The sequence below is a fragment of the Bradyrhizobium cytisi genome (genome assembly GCF_008123515.1).
Classification (GTDB): domain Bacteria; phylum Pseudomonadota; class Alphaproteobacteria; order Rhizobiales; family Xanthobacteraceae; genus Bradyrhizobium; species Bradyrhizobium cytisi.
In genome coordinates this window covers 26899-42945 of the sequence record NZ_VSSR01000060.1, presented here as the reverse complement: position 1 = coordinate 42945, position 16047 = coordinate 26899, and the positions used below count along the sequence as shown (strand labels likewise).

Genomic DNA, 16047 nt, shown 5'->3' with positions numbered 1-16047 from the left:
CGGTCAGCTTTCCGGAACGAGGAAGATCGCGGCGAGCGGCGGAATGGTGAGGCGGAGCTCGGGCGTCTTGCCGTCAACGGTCTGGACCTCGCCGATGTTCCCGACATTGGTGCCGCCATAATGGGCGGAGTCCGAATTGAACACCTCTTTCCACTTGCCGGCAAACGGCACGCGAACGCGGTAGTTGCGGTAGACGTTCGGGGAGAAGTTGACGATCACCAGGCACCGCGCGTGCTCATCAAATCCCTTGCGCATCCAGGCGAACACGTTGCGGTTGGCGTCATCCGTGATCAGCCATTCGAAGCCGGCCTGGTCGCAATCCATCTGATGCAGCGCCGGCACCGCGCGATAGGCCCGGTTGAGGTCGCGGATCAGTGCCTGGATGCCGGAATGATATTTGTATTCGAGCAGGTGCCAGTCGAGCGACTGATCGTGATTCCACTCGCGGCTCTGCGCGATCTCCGCGCCCATGAACAGCAGCTTCTTGCCGGGATGGCCGAACATGAAGCTGTAATAGGCGCGCAAGTTGGCAAAGCGCTGCCATTCGTCGCCGGGCATGCGACCGAGGAGCGAGCGCTTTCCGTGCACGACCTCGTCATGCGACAGCGGCAGGATGAAGTTTTCCGAGAACGCGTAGTGCAGGCCGAACAGGATATCGCCGTGATGATGCTTGCGATGGATGGGATCCTTGCTGATGTAGTTCAGCGTGTCGTGCATCCAGCCCATATTCCACTTGTAGCCGAAGCCGAGCCCGCCGAATTCCACCGGACGCGAGACCTGCGGCCATGCCGTGGATTCTTCGGCCGCCGTGGTCGCCTGCGGGAAGCGCGCGAACAGTTCGGTGTTGAAGCGGCGCAGAAAGTTTATGGCCTCGATGTTCTCGCGGCCGCCATACTGGTTCGGGATCCACGCGCCGGGCGGGCGGCTGTAATCGAGGTAGAGCATGGACGCGACCGCATCGACGCGCAGGCCGTCGATGGCGTAGCGTTCGAGCCAGAACAGTGCGTTCGACACCAGGAAGTTCGTCACTTCGGTGCGACCGTAATTGTAGATCAGCGTACCCCAGTCGAGGTGGCGGCCCTGCAGCGGGTTGGCGTGCTCGTAGAGCGAGGTGCCGTCAAAGCTGCCGAGCCCGTGCGGATCGTCCGGGAAATGACCGGGCACCCAGTCGAGCAGCACACCGATGCCCTCGCGATGGCAGGCATCGACCAGGGCGGCAAAATCCTCGGGCGAACCGAAGCGGCTGGTCGGTGCATAGAGGCCGGTCGGCTGATAGCCCCAGGAGCCGTCGAACGGATGCTCGCTGACAGGCAGGAATTCGAGATGAGTAAAGCCCATATCGCGCGCATAAGCCGGCAGCTGCTCGGCGAGCTCGCGATAGGTCAGCCATTCGTCGCCGTTCTTGCGCCGCCACGAGCCGAGATGGACCTCGTAGATCGACATCGGCGCCGAGAGCGCGTTGATGCCGTCGGGCGCAGGACGCGGCCGTGGCAAATGCGCTTCGTCGAACACGATGGAGGCCGTCTTCGGCCGAACCTCGCTGGCAAATGCCAGCGGGTCGGATTTCAGCGGCAGCAGATGGCCGTGTGGCCCGATGATCTCGAATTTGTAGTGGTCGCCGGCCTTGGCGTGCGGAATGAACAATTCCCAATAGCCGGCGCCGCGCACCCGCATCGGGTGACGCCGCCCATCCCAGAAATTGAAATCGCCGACCACGGACACGCGTCGCGCATTCGGGGCCAGCACCACGAAGCCGATGCCGTCGATGCCCTCCAGCCGCATCGGATGCGCGCCGAGCTTGTCGTAGATCCGCTGATGGGTACCTTCGCCGAGCAGGTAGAGGTCGAAATCGGTCAGGATCGGCGGGAAGCGATAGGCATCCTCGAACTCGACGACGTTGTCGCCGAATTTGGCGCGGAGCTGGTAATGCTTCGAGCCGTTGGGCAGGGCACCGATGAACAGGCCGGAATCGTGGACGCGGTCGAGCTGGGCGACCTCGCCATGCTCGCCGACGGCCTCGACATTCGAGGCTTCGGGCAGGAAGGCGCGCACCACGCTCTTGCTCCCCTCGGGGTGCAGCCCGAGATAGTGGAAGGGGTCGGAGTGGCGGCCCTCGATGATCGCGTAGGCTTCGGCTGGCAGTTTAGGCATGGGCTTCGCTCTCGGCATTGGACAGAATGCGAAGCAGGCCGGTCAGCGGCGCATTGAGCCCCTCCGGCCGGTGGGACAGCTCGTACTCTACCTCGTCGAACGCTTGATCAAGCAGGAAAAACCTTAACATGCCGTCCGCGGAATGGTTCTCTTCCGGCCAGAGCCGTCGATCGGTCATGGCCTCGCGATAGGCGGACAGGAAGGTCGCGGTGGCGCGCTCGCGCCATTCGTCCAGCGCCGCCGTGAGCCGGCCCTGCTCGTCGCTGCCCCCGGAGATCGCCCGGTTAAGCGCCGCGTTAACCGAAAGATCAATCGAGCGGACCAGGCCCGCGACGTCACGCGCGGCAGGCAGCTTGCCCCGCTTGTCTGCCAGCGCGAGACGCGGATCGCCGTCGAAATCGATGATGAAGATGTCGTCCTTCACGATCAGAATTTGCCCGAGGCGGAAGTCGCCATGATGACGGATGTTCAACCCGCCGATGTCCGATGGCAAGAGCGCATTGAGGTGGTCGGGCAGGGTCGCGCGCACCGCGACCAGCTGGTCGATCAGCGGACGGTCGCCCTCACGCAGGCCATCGCGGCTGTCAGCCAGCCGTTCGATGACGCGCTCAGCGCGAGCCTTGAGGTCTGAGATCCAGCGCTTGACGTGCGCGGAGCCGATCGGCTCTGGCGCGAGAGCGGCGGGCTTTGCGGCGGCCAGAGCCACGTGCAGCTCGGCAAGTCGCCGGCCGGTCTGCGCCATGAAATGCAGATAGGGCGCCTGCTCCTGGGTGGCCCGGGGCATCTCGTCCACCGGCCCCAGCCGCTGCTCATCGATGTAGCGGTCGAGATAACCCGTGGTCACGACCCAGCCGTCGCCCTGGTTTTCGACATAGGCGTGCAAAACGCCGACCGCGCTGCGGCTATCGCCTTCGACCAGCTCGACGCTGCCAAGCAGCGCCGGTGTATTGGGGAAGCGCACGATCTCCGTGAGATAGTGGCCGATCTCGATCTCCGGGTTGGCGCCGCTTTCGAGCTGGCGATAGATCTTGGCGACATACTGGTTGTCGACCAGGGCTGTGCTGTTCGATTGCTCGATCGCGCGGATGCGCGCGGGCTCCTTCACGATGTACTCGGAAAACAGGCTGGTCGGCCTGAATTCGAGCCTCAGATTGTTCTCCTCCACCACCAGGTTCTGCGACAAGCCTCGCAGGAACAGTCCGATGAAGATCTGATCCGTGGCGACGTCGAGCAGCGTGCCTTCGCGCGCGCCCTGGCGTACGGCGGCAAGTGCCTTCGGGTTGAAGCGTTCACGGTCGAAGCGCATCCACTCGATCTGCATCGGCAGCACATAGCGCGTGGTGACGCCGTCCTTCGCCGTCTCGAAGAATGCGATCCAGGGCCGGTTGTCGCCGATGTCGCAGAACGGCACCGCCGAGGTCAGCGTGGGCTTGATGTGCTTGGGGTTGTGCTCGGGATACCAGCGCGTTCGCGACAGGAAGCCCGGCAGCACGTCGTGCTCGAACACGCCGCGTTCGCGGGCCAGCGATACCCAGGTCGAATTGACCGGGACCACCAGCGTCTCGAATTCCGGCACGGCGCTCGGCGCCACCAGCTCGGACTTGTCGCGCTCCTGAAGCTGGAACCAGTAGAAGCCGTAAGGCCCCAGCGTGATCATGTAAGGCAGCTCGCCGATCGGCGGAAAACGCGTGCGGCCGAGCATCTCCTGCGGGATGCGGTCCTTCCACGGCGACAGATCGAGCTCGGTCGCCTGCGCCGCGCGCGACAGATTCGCGACGCAGAGGATCACCTCGTCGCGATATTGCCGGACATAGGCGAGCACGGCGCGGTTGGCCGGGCGGATGAAGGTCATGGTGCCGCGGCCAAAGGCCAGCGTCGACTTGCGTACCGAGATCAGCCGCTTGGTGGCGCTGAGCTGCGAGGACAGGCTGCGCGACTGCGCTTCCACGTTGACCGACTCGTAGCCGTAGACGGGATCCATGATCAGCGGCGCATAGAGACGGGCGGGATCGGCGCGCGAGAAGCCGCCGTTGCGGTCCGGGCTCCACTGCATCGGCGTGCGCACGCCGTTGCGGTCGCCGAGATAGATATTGTCGCCCATCCCGATCTCGTCGCCGTAATAGATGATTGGCGTGCCGGGGAAGGACAGCAGCAGCGAGTTCATCAGCTCGATCTTGCGCCGGTCATTGTCCATCAGCGGCGCGAGGCGCCGGCGGATGCCGACATTGATGCGGGCGCGCGGATCATTGGCGTAAGTGGTCCAGAGATAGTCACGCTCGACGTCGGTGACCATCTCCAGCGTCAGCTCGTCATGGTTGCGCAGGAATAGCGCCCATTGGCAGCTCGCGGGAATGTCCGGCGTCTGCCGCAGAATGTCGGTGATCGGGAAGCGGTCCTCCTGCGCGATCGCCATGTAGATGCGCGGCATCAGCGGGAAGTGGTAGGCCATGTGGCATTCGTCGCCACGGCCGAAATATTCCTGCACGTCCTCCGGCCATTGATTGGCCTCGGCCAGCAGCAGCTTTCCCTTGGAGTAGGCATCCATCTCCTGGCGCAGACGCTTGATGATCGCATGCGTCTCGGGGAGGTTCTCGTTCGAGGTGCCTTCGCGCTCGCAGAGATAGGGAATCGCATCGAGCCGGAAGCCGTCGACACCGGCATCGAGCCAGCGCTTCATCACCTGGATGAGAGCGCTGACCACGCGCGGATTGTCGAAATTGAGATCCGGCTGGTGCGAGAAGAAGCGGTGCCAGTAGAACGCACTGGCCTCGGGATCCCAGGTCCAGTTCGACTTCTCGGTGTCGGTGAAGATGATCCGCGTGCCCTGGTATTTCTGGTCGGTGTCGCTCCAGACATACCAGTTGCGGGCGCTCGAGCCGGCAGGACTGCGGCGCGCGCGCTTGAACCATTTGTGCTGGTCGGACGTGTGATTGACGACGAGCTCGGTGATGACGCGCAAGCCGCGCTTCTGCGCCTCCTGGATGAAGCGCTTGAAATCCTTCATCGTCCCGAAATCGGGATTGACGGCGCCGTAGTCGGCGATGTCGTAGCCGTCGTCGCGGCCGGGCGAGGGGTAGAACGGCAGCAGCCACAGCGCGGTGACGCCGAGATCCTGCAGATAGGGCAGCTTCTCGGTCAGGCCCGCGAAATCGCCGATGCCGTCGTTGTTGCTGTCGGCAAAGGCCTTGACGTGGAGCTGGTAGATGACGGCGTCCTTGTACCAGAGCTCATCCACGATCTCGGCAGCCTCGACCTTCTTGGCATCGACGGAAGACAAAACATTCATGGCGTGAATCCTTACGCCAGACAGCGGAACAAGAGCGCCGGATCGCGGTCGGGATCGATACGCAATTTGATCCCGCCCCATTCGATGCGGGACTGTTCGCCGGTGAGGAGATTTTCGAGGGCGGTGACGTGGCGGCGTTCGCCGCCGACATCGATGGTGAGGTCGCCGAGCGGCAACCAGAACTCGCGCGCATGACGTGAGAGTGCGATCGTCGCGACAACGGTGTTGGCCGGATCAACCGCCTCCTTGGCGAAGGCGATGGTCTCGCCGTCCTCGATGCTGAGAAAGCGCAGGTCCACCGTCTGCTGAAGCGCAGCGTTCTCGTTGCGGATGCGGTTCAACTCCGTGATGTAGGGCTTGATGTTGCCGGCCTTGTCCCAGTCGCGCTGCCTGATCTGATACTTCTCGGAATCCTGATATTCCTCGCGGCCGGGAACGGCTTCATGCTCGAGCAGCTCGAACCCGCTATAGACGCCGTAATTGCCCGACAGCGTTGCGGCCAGCGCGAGCCGCGATTTGAACGCCCAGGCCTCACCGCTTTGGAGGTGATAGGGCAGCAGGTCCGGCGTGTTGACGAACAGGTTCGGCCGATAAAAGTCGCGCTCCGGATAACGCGTCAGCTCGCCGAGATATTGCTCCAGCTCCCACTTCCCGGTGCGCCAGGGGAAATAGCTGAAGGATTGCGCGAAGCCGAGCTTGGCGAGGCCCTTCATCAGCTTCGGCCGTGCAAAGGTCTTGGAGAAAAGGACCACCTCGGGATGCCGGCGGCGGATGTCCAGGATGAGCCACTCCCAGAACGGAAGCGGCGCGGTGTCGTGATTGTCGATGGCGAAGATGGTCACGCCGTGGTCGATCCAGAACAGCATCGCGTCGCGAAACGCGTTCCAGAGCCCGACCCGGTCGACGGAGGCGAAATCGGGGATGACGATATCCGAATAGGGACCATCCGCCGTGCGTACGGAACGGTCCGGCCGCCATTTGAACCACTCCGGATGCTGGATCAGCCAGGGATGGTCCGGCGAGCATTGCACGGCGAAGTCGAGCGCGAGCTCGAGGCCGTATTCCAGGCAGGTCGCGACCAGCGCGCGGAAATCCTCGATGGTGCCGATCTCGGGATGCAGCGCATCATGGCCGCCCTCGACCGCGCCGATCGCATAGGGCGAGCCGGGCTCGCCCTCGGTTGCGACAGGGGCATTGTTGCGGCCCTTGCGGCGGGTACGGCCGATCGGGTGGATCGGCGTGAAATACAGCACGTCAAAACCCATCGCGGCGATGTCGGGTACCCGCGCGATGCAGTCGCGGAGCGTGCCGTGCTGGCCGGCGACCTGGCTCTGGCTGCGCGGCATCATCTGATACCAGGCGCCGAAGCGCGCTCTGTCGCGGTCGATAACCAACGGAAACAGCGGCGAGCGGGTGAGGTCGGGTCGCGCCTGGCTCTCGGCCATGGCCGCGCCCAATTCGGCCGCAAGCAGCGGCGCGACATCGCCGCTGCCGAGATAGTTTTCGCATTGCCTGACAATCACGGCCGCGGCGTCCTGCCGCGCACCATGCGCCTTGGTCAGCAGGCCCGCGCCCTCGATCGCATCGAGCGTGACGTCGCCGCCGGACAGCTGCTTGCGCTCAAGCCCGTGACGCCAGGTGGCGAATTCGTCGGTCCAGGCTTCGATGGCGTAGACATATTGACCTGATACGACTGGTGTGAACGCACCGGACCAGCGGTCATCGCCATGGTGGGTCATGATCTCGCGCTGCCATTCGCGGTCCTGCTCGCCGCGCCAGATCAGCGCGGCGCTGATTGTGGCGTCGCCGTCGCGATAGATGTCGGCCCACACCTCGACGCGATCGCCCGCGATCCGCTTCACGGCGAAGCGGCCGCCGTCGATCAACGGATAGACGTCTTCGATCAGGAAAGCGCTGCCGGCAGCGGCACTCTCGACAGTTTGAATTGTCTTGTTCACGGTGATGCCATTGACAAGAGTGCAGGGGCCCGTTTCCCTTGTCGGGAACCTACGCTTGGTACCTATATAGAAAGCCGCTTGTGTGTCATTGGTTCCCTTGGGAACGGCAGGCGCAGTTTGCGAGTTAAGTGCGACTAACCTCTTCCGCGACCACGTTAAAATCGATGCCCCCGGCCTGAGAATGGCCTGCAAGCTGCGTGCCGAATGGACCTTTTAGCTCAAGCCCGGATCAAGGGCGTTCAATCCGAATTCGTCGATGCCCTCGGAAAGCTGCGGGTCACCGCGCCCGGCGCGCTGAAATCGATCCTCGACGCCCTGCCCGAGAAGCGGGTTTACCGCTTCGTCAGCGGGCCGGTCGTGGTTCGCGCTCTCGGCAGTCCCCGCACCGAGCTGGCCGCCCTCGGCGCTGCGCCCTTGCAATGGCAAATCACGGGCAGCGGCAATGTGATCGCGCAAGGCGAGACGCGCGAGCCCGTGATCGCCTGGCCGAACGGCCTGCCGCTTGGTTATCATCGGTTGACGCTGACCGACGCGGCAGGTGCGACGGAAGAGGTGCCGATGATCGTGGCACCCGAGCGCGCCTTCGGCGGCGATTTCGACCGCGGTTGGCTGCTCGCCGTGCAGCTCTACGGCGTCCGCTCGAATCGCAATTGGGGCATCGGCGATTTCACCGATCTGGCCGGCCTGGTCAGGCTCGCCAAGCAACTGGGTGCCGACGGCGTCGGGCTCAATCCGCTGCACGTCCTGTTCGACGATCATCCGGCCGATTGCAGCCCCTATTCGCCGAACAGCCGGCTGTTTCTCAATCCGCTCTATATCGACGTCGAGGCCATCCCGGAATTCTCGGCAGACTTCATCCCGGACGCGGCCACGACCGCCGCGCGGCTGCGCCGAGGTGATCGTGTCCCGTATGCCGATATGGCGGCTCTTAAATGGCTGGGCCTGCGCGCCGCCTTTGACAGTTTCGTGAAAAGCGCGAGCGGCGTCCGCCGCAACCAGTTTGACGCTTTCCGTGCCGATCGGGGGCCGCTGCTGTCGCGCTTCGCCTGCTTCGAGGTGCTGCGACATCGTTTCAATGTGCCATGGTGGGAATGGCCGGTGGAATGGCGGCAACCGGACGATGCCAGATGCGCCGAGCTCCGCAGGGGTCCCGACCGCCGCGAGGTCGAGTTCGTCGAATTCGTGCAGTGGACCGCTGACGCGCAATTGCACGCCGCCAAGCAGCTGTCTGCCGAGCTCGGCATGCGCGTCGGGCTCTATCTCGACGTTGCCGTCGGCGTACAGTCCAACGGCTTCGACGCCTGGAACGAGCAGACGGCGATCTCCCGCCACCTTGCGGTCGGCGCGCCGCCCGACGTGCTCAATACCGTCGGGCAGGACTGGGGCCTCGCCGGCTTCAACGCCGGCGGCCTCGAGGCGCAATCCTTCGTGCCGTTCGCCAACATGGTGGCCGCCTCGATGCGGCATGCCGGCGCGATCCGGCTCGATCACGTGCTGGGCCTGAAGCGTTTGTATCTGGTGCCGCGCGGCTTCAAGCCCGACAACGGCGCCTATGTGCAGATGCCGCTCGAGGCGCTGCTGGCCGCGGTCGTGCGCGAGAGCGTCACCCATAAATGCATCGTGATCGGCGAGGACCTCGGCACCGTGCCGGAAGGTTTTCGCGAGACCATGCAGGATTTCGGCATCTGGTCCTATCTCGTGATGATGTTCGAGCGCGACGATGCCGGCCATTTCCGGAATATCGACCACTACCGGCCAAACGCGCTGGTGACACTGAACACGCATGATCTCTGCACCTATGCGGGCTGGCGCTCCTTTAGCGATCTCAGGATGAAGCGCTCGCTCGGGCTCGATCCCGGCGAGGACGACCAGGCGCGGTGGAACGCGCTCGGCGGACTCGACCAGATCCTGCGCCAGAACGGCATTACCGGCAACGATCTCTATTCCGTGCTCAATTTCCTGTCGCGCACGCCGTCGCGGCTGCTCGCGGTGTCGATGGAAGATCTGCTCGGCGTGATCGACCAGCCCAACATTCCCGGCACGATCGACGAGCATCCGAACTGGCGCCAGCGTCTGCCGGTTGCGCTCGACAAGATCGCCGCCAAGGTCGATCTCGCGGCTTTAAGGGCCGCGACGCGGGAACGTTCCCTGATCGGCGGGAGTTGATCGGCGGGTATCTTTCAGGCTCGCAAGACATTGTCAGAGAAGATCGAGGATTATGCGCTGATCGGCGACTGCGAGACCGCGGCGCTGGTCGGGCGCAACGGCTCGATCGACTGGCTGTGCTGGCCGGCCTTCGATTCCGACGCCTGCTTTGCCGCGATCCTCGGCACGCGCAAGGCCGGCCGCTGGCTGGTCGCGCCGGGCGAGGACGTCACCGCGGTCTCGCGCCGCTATCTCGGCGATACCCTCATCCTCGAAACGCGATTTGAGACCAAGAGCGGCACCGTTGCGCTGATCGACTTCATGCCGCCGCGGGGCAAGGCCTCCGACATCGTGCGGCTGGTGCGCGGCCTCACCGGTACCGTCAAGATGCGGATGGAGCTCGTGATCCGCTTCGGCTTCGGTGTGGACATTCCCTGGGTGCGCCGCTGCGAGGATCGCTCGCTGCTGGCAGTCGCCGGCCAGGACATGACGGTGCTGCGCACACCGGTCGAGACGCGCGGCGAGGACCTGACCACCGTCTCCGACTTCGAGGTCAAGGCCGGCGAGACCGTTCCGTTCGTGCTGACCTATGGTCCCTCGCACCTCGATCCGCCCGAGCCGATCGATCCCGAAATCGCGTTCCAGGAGACCGGGAAATTCTGGACGGAGTGGAGTGGCCGTTGCGTTCGCGAGGGCGACTACCACGAGCTCGTCATGCGCTCGCTGATCACGCTGAAGGCGCTGACCTTCGGCCCGACCGGCGGCATCGTCGCGGCGCCGACCACGTCGCTGCCGGAAAAGCTCGGCGGCGCCAGGAATTGGGACTACCGCTTCTGCTGGCTGCGCGATGCCACCTTCACGCTGCTGGCGCTGATGAACTCGGGCTACACCGAGGAAGCCTCGGCCTGGCACAATTGGCTCCTGCGCGCCGCCGCTGGCTCGCCGGCGAACATGCAGATCATGTACGGCATCTGGGGCCAGCGGCGGCTGCTGGAATGGGAGGCGGGCTGGCTCGATGGCTATGAAGGCGCCCAGCCGGTGCGGGTCGGCAATGCCGCCCACGCCCAGCTCCAGCTCGACGTCTATGGCGAGTTGATCGACGCCTTCCACCAGTCGCGCATGGCCAAGCTCAAGCTCGACAATGAGGCGACCTGGGCGCTGGAATGCGCCGTGCTCAATCATCTCGCCGAGGTCTGGGACCAACCCGACCACGGCATCTGGGAGCGGCGCGGCAAGCCGAAGCATTACGTTTTCTCCAAGGTGATGACCTGGGTCGCCTTCGATCGCGGCATCAAGAGCGCCGAGACCTTCGGCTTCAAGGCGCCGCTCTTGCATTGGCGCGCCTTGCGCGGGGCCATTCACCGCGACGTCTGCCACAGGGGATTTGATGCGGAGGAGAACGCCTTCGTCGAATCCTATGGTTCGAAACTGCTCGATGCCAGCGTGCTGCTGCTGCCGGGCGTAGGCTTCCTGCCGTCGGACGATCCGCGCATCGGCGGCACCATCGCCGCCGTCGAGAAGCACATGATGCGCGACGGTTTCGTGCTCCGGCACGATCCCCGCGAGATCTCCGAGGAGAAACAGCCGATCGAGGGCGCGTTCCTGGCCTGCACGCTGTGGCTGGCCGACGCCCATGTGCTGGCGGGCAATCTCGACAAGGCACAAATGCTGTTTGATCGCGTCGCTGCGCTGGCGAACGATGTCGGGCTGCTCGCCGAAGAATACGATTCCGTCGCCCGCCGCCAGACCGGAAATTTCCCGCAGGCGCTGACCCACATCGCGCTCATCAACACCGCGCACAATCTTTCGGCAGCAAGGCACGCGAGCGAGAAGCCGGCGATGCAGCGATCGAAGTAGTGACTTAGCCGGCCCCGTTCCGCTTCAAGATCATCTCCATCGCTTCCGCAAAGCCATCCTGCTCGTTGGTTGCGGTGACGTTTGTCGCCTGGTCCTTGACGCTGTCGGTGGCGTTGCCCATGGCGATCGAGACGCCGCTGACGCGGAACATCGCAAGGTCGTTCTGCATGTCGCCGACGGTTGCGACCGCGTCGGTGGAGATGCCCAGCCGCTTGGCCATGGCCTGCACGAACGTGCCCTTGTCGAAGCCGGGCGGGGTGACGTCGAGATAATAGGTCTGCGAGCGGACGGCAGTGGCCTCGCCGCCGAGCGCCTGCTGCATCGCCTTCTCGCAAGCCTCGAGGCCCGCCGCATCGGCGCTGGCGCCGACAATCTTGCAGGCGCTGGCGAGATAGGGCGAGAAATCCGTTACGATGGTCGGATCGGAGCGGATCGTGTGCTGCTCATGCGCGACATATTTGCCGGCCGGGTTGTCGATCAGCCATTTGTCGTAGGTGAACAGCCAGATGTCGGCGCCGAATTCACGGAGGATCCGCAGTGACCGTTCGGCGGCGCTTTTCGGGATCAAATGCTGCTCGACCGGGTTCATCTCGGGATCGACGATCGAGGAGCCGTTGAACGGGCCGACCGGCAGCCACAGCGCCAGCGGCTCGATCAGGAAGCGCATGCCGATCGCAGGCCGGCTGGAGGTGATGGTGAAGCCGATGCCGGCCTGGTGCAGCCGCTGCACGGCGGACCTCGCGCGCTCCGTCAGCGTCTTGTCCTTGGTCAGCAGCGTGCCGTCGACGTCGGAGACCACCAGTGATATTTTCGTCATGGCTTGCGTTTCCCGCCGTCGATTTTCAACTGCCGCACGATGCCGTCCACGATCGCCTCGACCGATTCATCGATCGACGCCGTGATGACATGCTCGCTCGCCTCGGGCGGCTCCAGCGTGTTGAACTGGCTGGTGAGGAGCCCGGGCGGCATGAAATGACCCTTGCGGTGCGCGAGCCGGTCGGCAATCAGCTCCTGCGTACCCTTCAGGAACACGAAGCGCACGTCGTCGCGTCCGCGCAGCAGCACGTCGCGATAGGTGTGCTTGAGTGCCGAACAGGCGATGATGACGTGCTCGCCCTTGTTGCAGACCCGCGCGATCTCGTCGGCGATGGCGTTGAGCCAGGGCCAGCGGTCCTCGTCGGTGAGCGGACGGCCGGCTCTCATCTTCTCGACATTGCTCGCGGGGTGAAAGCTGTCGCCGTCCTCGAATCGCCAGCCCAGCCGCTTGCCGAGCAATTCCGCCACTGTGCTCTTGCCCGAGCCCGACACGCCCATCACGATCAACGCACAAGGTGCTTTAGCGCCCGCCACGAATCCCCTCCGGAAGCGCGGCCTGGTCGACCAGCCAGAGGGTCCCGCCATTCGAGCGCGCGCGTACAGCCGGCAGAGTCTCGCCATTGAGGAGGCGCGTCAAGATCGGCTGCTTGTCATGCCCGGCAATCTCGAACAGCATCTCGCGGCAGGAGGCCAGCGCAGGCAGCGTCAGCGAGACCCGCGGCACGAAGGGCGCGACATTAGCCTTGGGGACGCCGACGACCCAGCGCGTAGTCTCCTCGACGGCGGGATAGCCGGGAAACAGCGAGGCGGTGTGGCCATCAGGGCCTGCGCCCATCAGGACGAGGTCGAACAGCGGCCGCGCCGGATCGAGCTGGTCCGAGCCGTAGAAGGCCTGCAGCTCGCGCGCATAGATTTCCGCACTCTGGTCGGGACTCTCGGCTGTGGTCGGAATCGGATGGATATGGCCTGGTGGCGCGTTGCGATCGAGGAAGATCTCGCGCGCGACGGCCATGTTGTTGAGGGGATCGCTCTCGGGGACAAAACGCTCGTCGCCGATGAACCAGTGCACGCGATCCCATGGAATCTTGCCACGCCAGGCCTCGCTGCCGAGCAGCTGATAGAGCTTCTTCGGGCTCGAGCCGCCGGTGAGGCAGATTGCGATCCGGCCGGGATTAGCAACCACCCGCGCCACCACCCGCTCCGCGGCGGCCTGCGCCAGGGCTTCCGCGTCGGCCACGACGATCAGCTTCGGCTGCCCGGCCGTCGCCATCACGAAAATTTCCGCCAGCTGCGGCCGTCGCGCCGCAGCAGCTCGTCGGCACAGGCCGGGCCGTCGCTGCCGGCGGGGTAGGTTTCGATGCCGTTGCTGCCCGCATTCTTCCAGGCATCGAGGAATGGCTGCACCGCCTGCCATCCGGCTTCGATGCCGTCGGCGCGCTGGAACAGGATGTTGTCGCCGATCATGCAGTCGTAGATCAGCGTCTCGTATCCGGTCGAGGGATCGGCCTGGAAATAATCGCCGTACTTGAACTTCATCTCGACGCCGTCGATGGTGATACTCGGTCCTGGAATCTTGGCGTTGAACTGAAGCTCGATGGTCTCGGTCGGCGCAATGCCGATGGTGAGGAAGTTCTGCGAGAGGCGATCGACCGCCGTGCCGGAAAACATCGAGAGCGGCGCCTGCTTGAACTTGATCGCGACTTCCGTTCGTTTATGTCCCAACGCCTTGCCGGTGCGCAGATAGAACGGCACGCCGGCCCAGCGCCAATTGTCGATCATCAGCTTCAGCGCGACAAAGGTCTCGGTGGCGCTGCCGGGCTTGACGTCCTCGGTCTTCCGATAGTCCGGTATTTCGTCGTCGCCGATCCGGCCCGCGAGATATTGCGCGCGCACCGAGTTTTTCAGCGCTTCCTCGCGACTCGGCTGCTGGACCGAGGTCAGTACCTCCGCTTTCTCGGAGCGCACGGAATGGGCGTCGAAACGCGCCGGCGGCTCCATCGCGACCAGCGACATCAGCTGAAACAGATGGTTCGGCACCATGTCGCGCAGCGCGCCGGTGGCGTCGTAGAAGCCGCCGCGATGGCCGACGCCGAGCTTCTCCTCGACCGTGATCTGGATGTGGTCGATGTGGTTGCGATTCCAGATCGGCTCGAACATGCCATTGGCAAAGCGCAGCACCAGAATGTTCTGCACCGTCTCTTTGCCGAGATAATGATCGATCCGGTAGATCTGGTGCTCGCCCATGATCTTCAGCAACTCGGCATTCAGGGCCCGCGCCGAGGTGAGATCGGTGCCGAACGGTTTTTCGATCACCAGCCGCCGCCAGGCGCCGTTCTCCTTCATCATGCCGGTGCGGCCGAGCTCGCGTGCGGTCGGTGCGAATGCAGCGGGCGGGGTCGCCAGATAGAACAGGCGATTGCCGCCGGTGTCTTGCGCGCATTCCAGCGAATCCAGATGCTCGCGCAGGCGATCGAAGGAGGGCGGGTCCTTCGGATCGGCCTCGACGAAGGTGACGCACTCCAGCAGTCTCTGGGCGATATCGTCGTCCACGGGTCGCGTTGCGAATTGCTTCAGGCCCTTCAACAGACCGTCGCGCAGATCGTCATCCGACATGGCGTTGCGGCCCACACCGACGACGCAAAATTTCTCCGGCAGCAAATGTTCTGCGGCAAGATTGTAAAGCGAGGGGATCACGAGACGGTGCGTGAGATCGCCGGTGGCGCCAAAAATGACGAAGGCGCAATTTTCCGGCTTGGGCTTTGCTTGCGGGTCTTTTGTCACGAACGATTGGCCTTCGCTGTGTTGCTTGTTGCTTCGACTTCTTATTCGGGCTTCGAAGCGTCCGGCTGCTTCGGCTCCTTGTGGCCGCCGAACCCCGCGCGCATCGCCGAGAGAATTTTTTCGGCGAAGGTGTGGTCCTTGCGGGAACGGAAACGTGTGTAGAGCGCAGCGGTCAGGACTTCGGCCGGCACGGCCTCGTCGATCGCCGCATTCACGGTCCAGCGTCCCTCACCGGAATCCTCCACGAAGCCGGAATATTCAGCCAGTGCGGGGCTGTCGGCGAGCGCGGTCGAGGTGAGATCGAGCAGCCATGACGGGATCACGCTGCCGCGCCGCCAGACTTCGGCGATGTCCGCGAGATCGAAATCGTAACGATGATCGGCAGGCAGGGCGTCGATATTGGCGTTTTTGAGAATGTCGAATCCTTCCGCATAGGCCTGCATCAGGCCGTATTCGATGCCGTTGTGGATCATCTTGACGAAATGGCCCGCGCCGACGGGACCGGCATGGATGTAGCCCTGCTCGATGCGCGGATCGCGCCCGTCACGTCCCTCCGTGCGCGGAATATCGCCGGCGCCGGGCGCTAGGGCTGCGAAGATCGGATCGAGCCGGTCGACGACCTGTTTCTCGCCGCCGATCATCATGCAATAGCCGCGGTCGAGCCCCCAGACGCCGCCGGACGTGCCGACGTCGACATAGTGGATACCGCGCGCCTTCAGCGCCTTGCCGCGGCGGACGTCGTCCTGCCAGAAGGTGTTGCCGCCGTCGATGATGACGTCGCCCTCCTGCATCACGCCCGCGATCGTGTCGATCGTTTGCTCGGTGATGCGGCCCGCAGGCAGCATCACCCAGGCCGCGCGCGGCCGCTCCAGTTTCGAGATGAACTCTTCCAGCGTCGCCGAGCCGACAGCGCCATCCGCGGCGAGACCGGCGACGGCCTTGGCGTCCTTGTCATAGACCACGGTCGAATGGCCGTGGTGCATCAGCCGGCGAACGATGTTGCCGCCCATCCGGCCGAGGCCGATCATGCCGAGTTGCATTGAGAAATTCCTC

10 protein-coding genes are annotated in these 16047 nt (G+C 64.3%); 2 read left to right on the top strand and 8 right to left on the bottom strand.

What is annotated here, in order from left to right; translation table 11 throughout:
• Positions 1-3 precede the first annotated feature (3 nt).
• From glgB to FXB38_RS30875, 3 genes are read right to left on the bottom strand one after another with little or no spacing between them, the layout of a single operon-like run.
• Entirely contained in the window at positions 4-2151 is a 2148-nt protein-coding gene (glgB, locus tag FXB38_RS30885; RefSeq protein ID WP_246230258.1) for a 1,4-alpha-glucan branching protein GlgB, read from the bottom strand.
• Positions 2144-5437, bottom strand: coding sequence for a maltose alpha-D-glucosyltransferase (gene treS, locus FXB38_RS30880; RefSeq protein WP_148754757.1), 3294 nt, complete (start codon positions 5435-5437; stop codon positions 2144-2146). The genes glgB and treS overlap by 8 nt, the downstream gene beginning before the upstream one ends.
• An 11-nt stretch (positions 5438-5448) precedes the next feature.
• Positions 5449-7395, bottom strand: a complete 1947-nt coding sequence (locus FXB38_RS30875) for a maltotransferase domain-containing protein (RefSeq protein WP_148754756.1) — start codon at positions 7393-7395, stop codon at positions 5449-5451.
• A gap of 204 nt (positions 7396-7599) precedes the next feature.
• On the opposite strand from FXB38_RS30875, the gene malQ reads away from it, so the two are divergent.
• A complete protein-coding gene (gene malQ / locus FXB38_RS30870; protein ID WP_148754755.1) occupies positions 7600-9561 on the top strand; it encodes a 4-alpha-glucanotransferase in 1962 nt (653 codons plus the stop codon).
• A gap of 30 nt (positions 9562-9591) precedes the next feature.
• Entirely contained in the window at positions 9592-11397 is a 1806-nt protein-coding gene (locus FXB38_RS30865; RefSeq protein WP_148754754.1) for a glycoside hydrolase family 15 protein, read from the top strand.
• Between the two features lie 4 nt (positions 11398-11401).
• Here the strand turns inward: FXB38_RS30865 and FXB38_RS30860 are convergent, their stop codons facing one another.
• The 5 genes from FXB38_RS30860 to gnd are packed head-to-tail and all read right to left on the bottom strand — an operon-like array spanning position 11402 to position 16034.
• The gene (locus FXB38_RS30860) at positions 11402-12214 is read right to left on the bottom strand and encodes an HAD family hydrolase (protein ID WP_148754753.1); all 813 of its coding nucleotides are present in this window, start codon (positions 12212-12214) and stop codon (positions 11402-11404) included.
• Positions 12211-12747 (bottom strand): gluconokinase, encoded by a 537-nt coding sequence (locus FXB38_RS30855; RefSeq protein WP_148754752.1) that lies wholly within the window; start codon positions 12745-12747, stop codon positions 12211-12213. Before FXB38_RS30855 ends, FXB38_RS30860 begins: the two co-directional genes overlap by 4 nt.
• Entirely contained in the window at positions 12734-13483 is a 750-nt protein-coding gene (gene pgl / locus FXB38_RS30850; RefSeq protein ID WP_187435264.1) for a 6-phosphogluconolactonase, read from the bottom strand. Before pgl ends, FXB38_RS30855 begins: the two co-directional genes overlap by 14 nt.
• The gene (gene zwf / locus FXB38_RS30845) at positions 13483-14994 is read right to left on the bottom strand and encodes a glucose-6-phosphate dehydrogenase (protein ID WP_148754750.1); all 1512 of its coding nucleotides are present in this window, start codon (positions 14992-14994) and stop codon (positions 13483-13485) included. Before zwf ends, pgl begins: the two co-directional genes overlap by 1 nt.
• Before the next feature lie 41 nt (positions 14995-15035).
• Entirely contained in the window at positions 15036-16034 is a 999-nt protein-coding gene (gnd, locus tag FXB38_RS30840; protein ID WP_148754749.1) for a phosphogluconate dehydrogenase (NAD(+)-dependent, decarboxylating), read from the bottom strand.
• Positions 16035-16047: the final 13 nt, after the last annotated feature.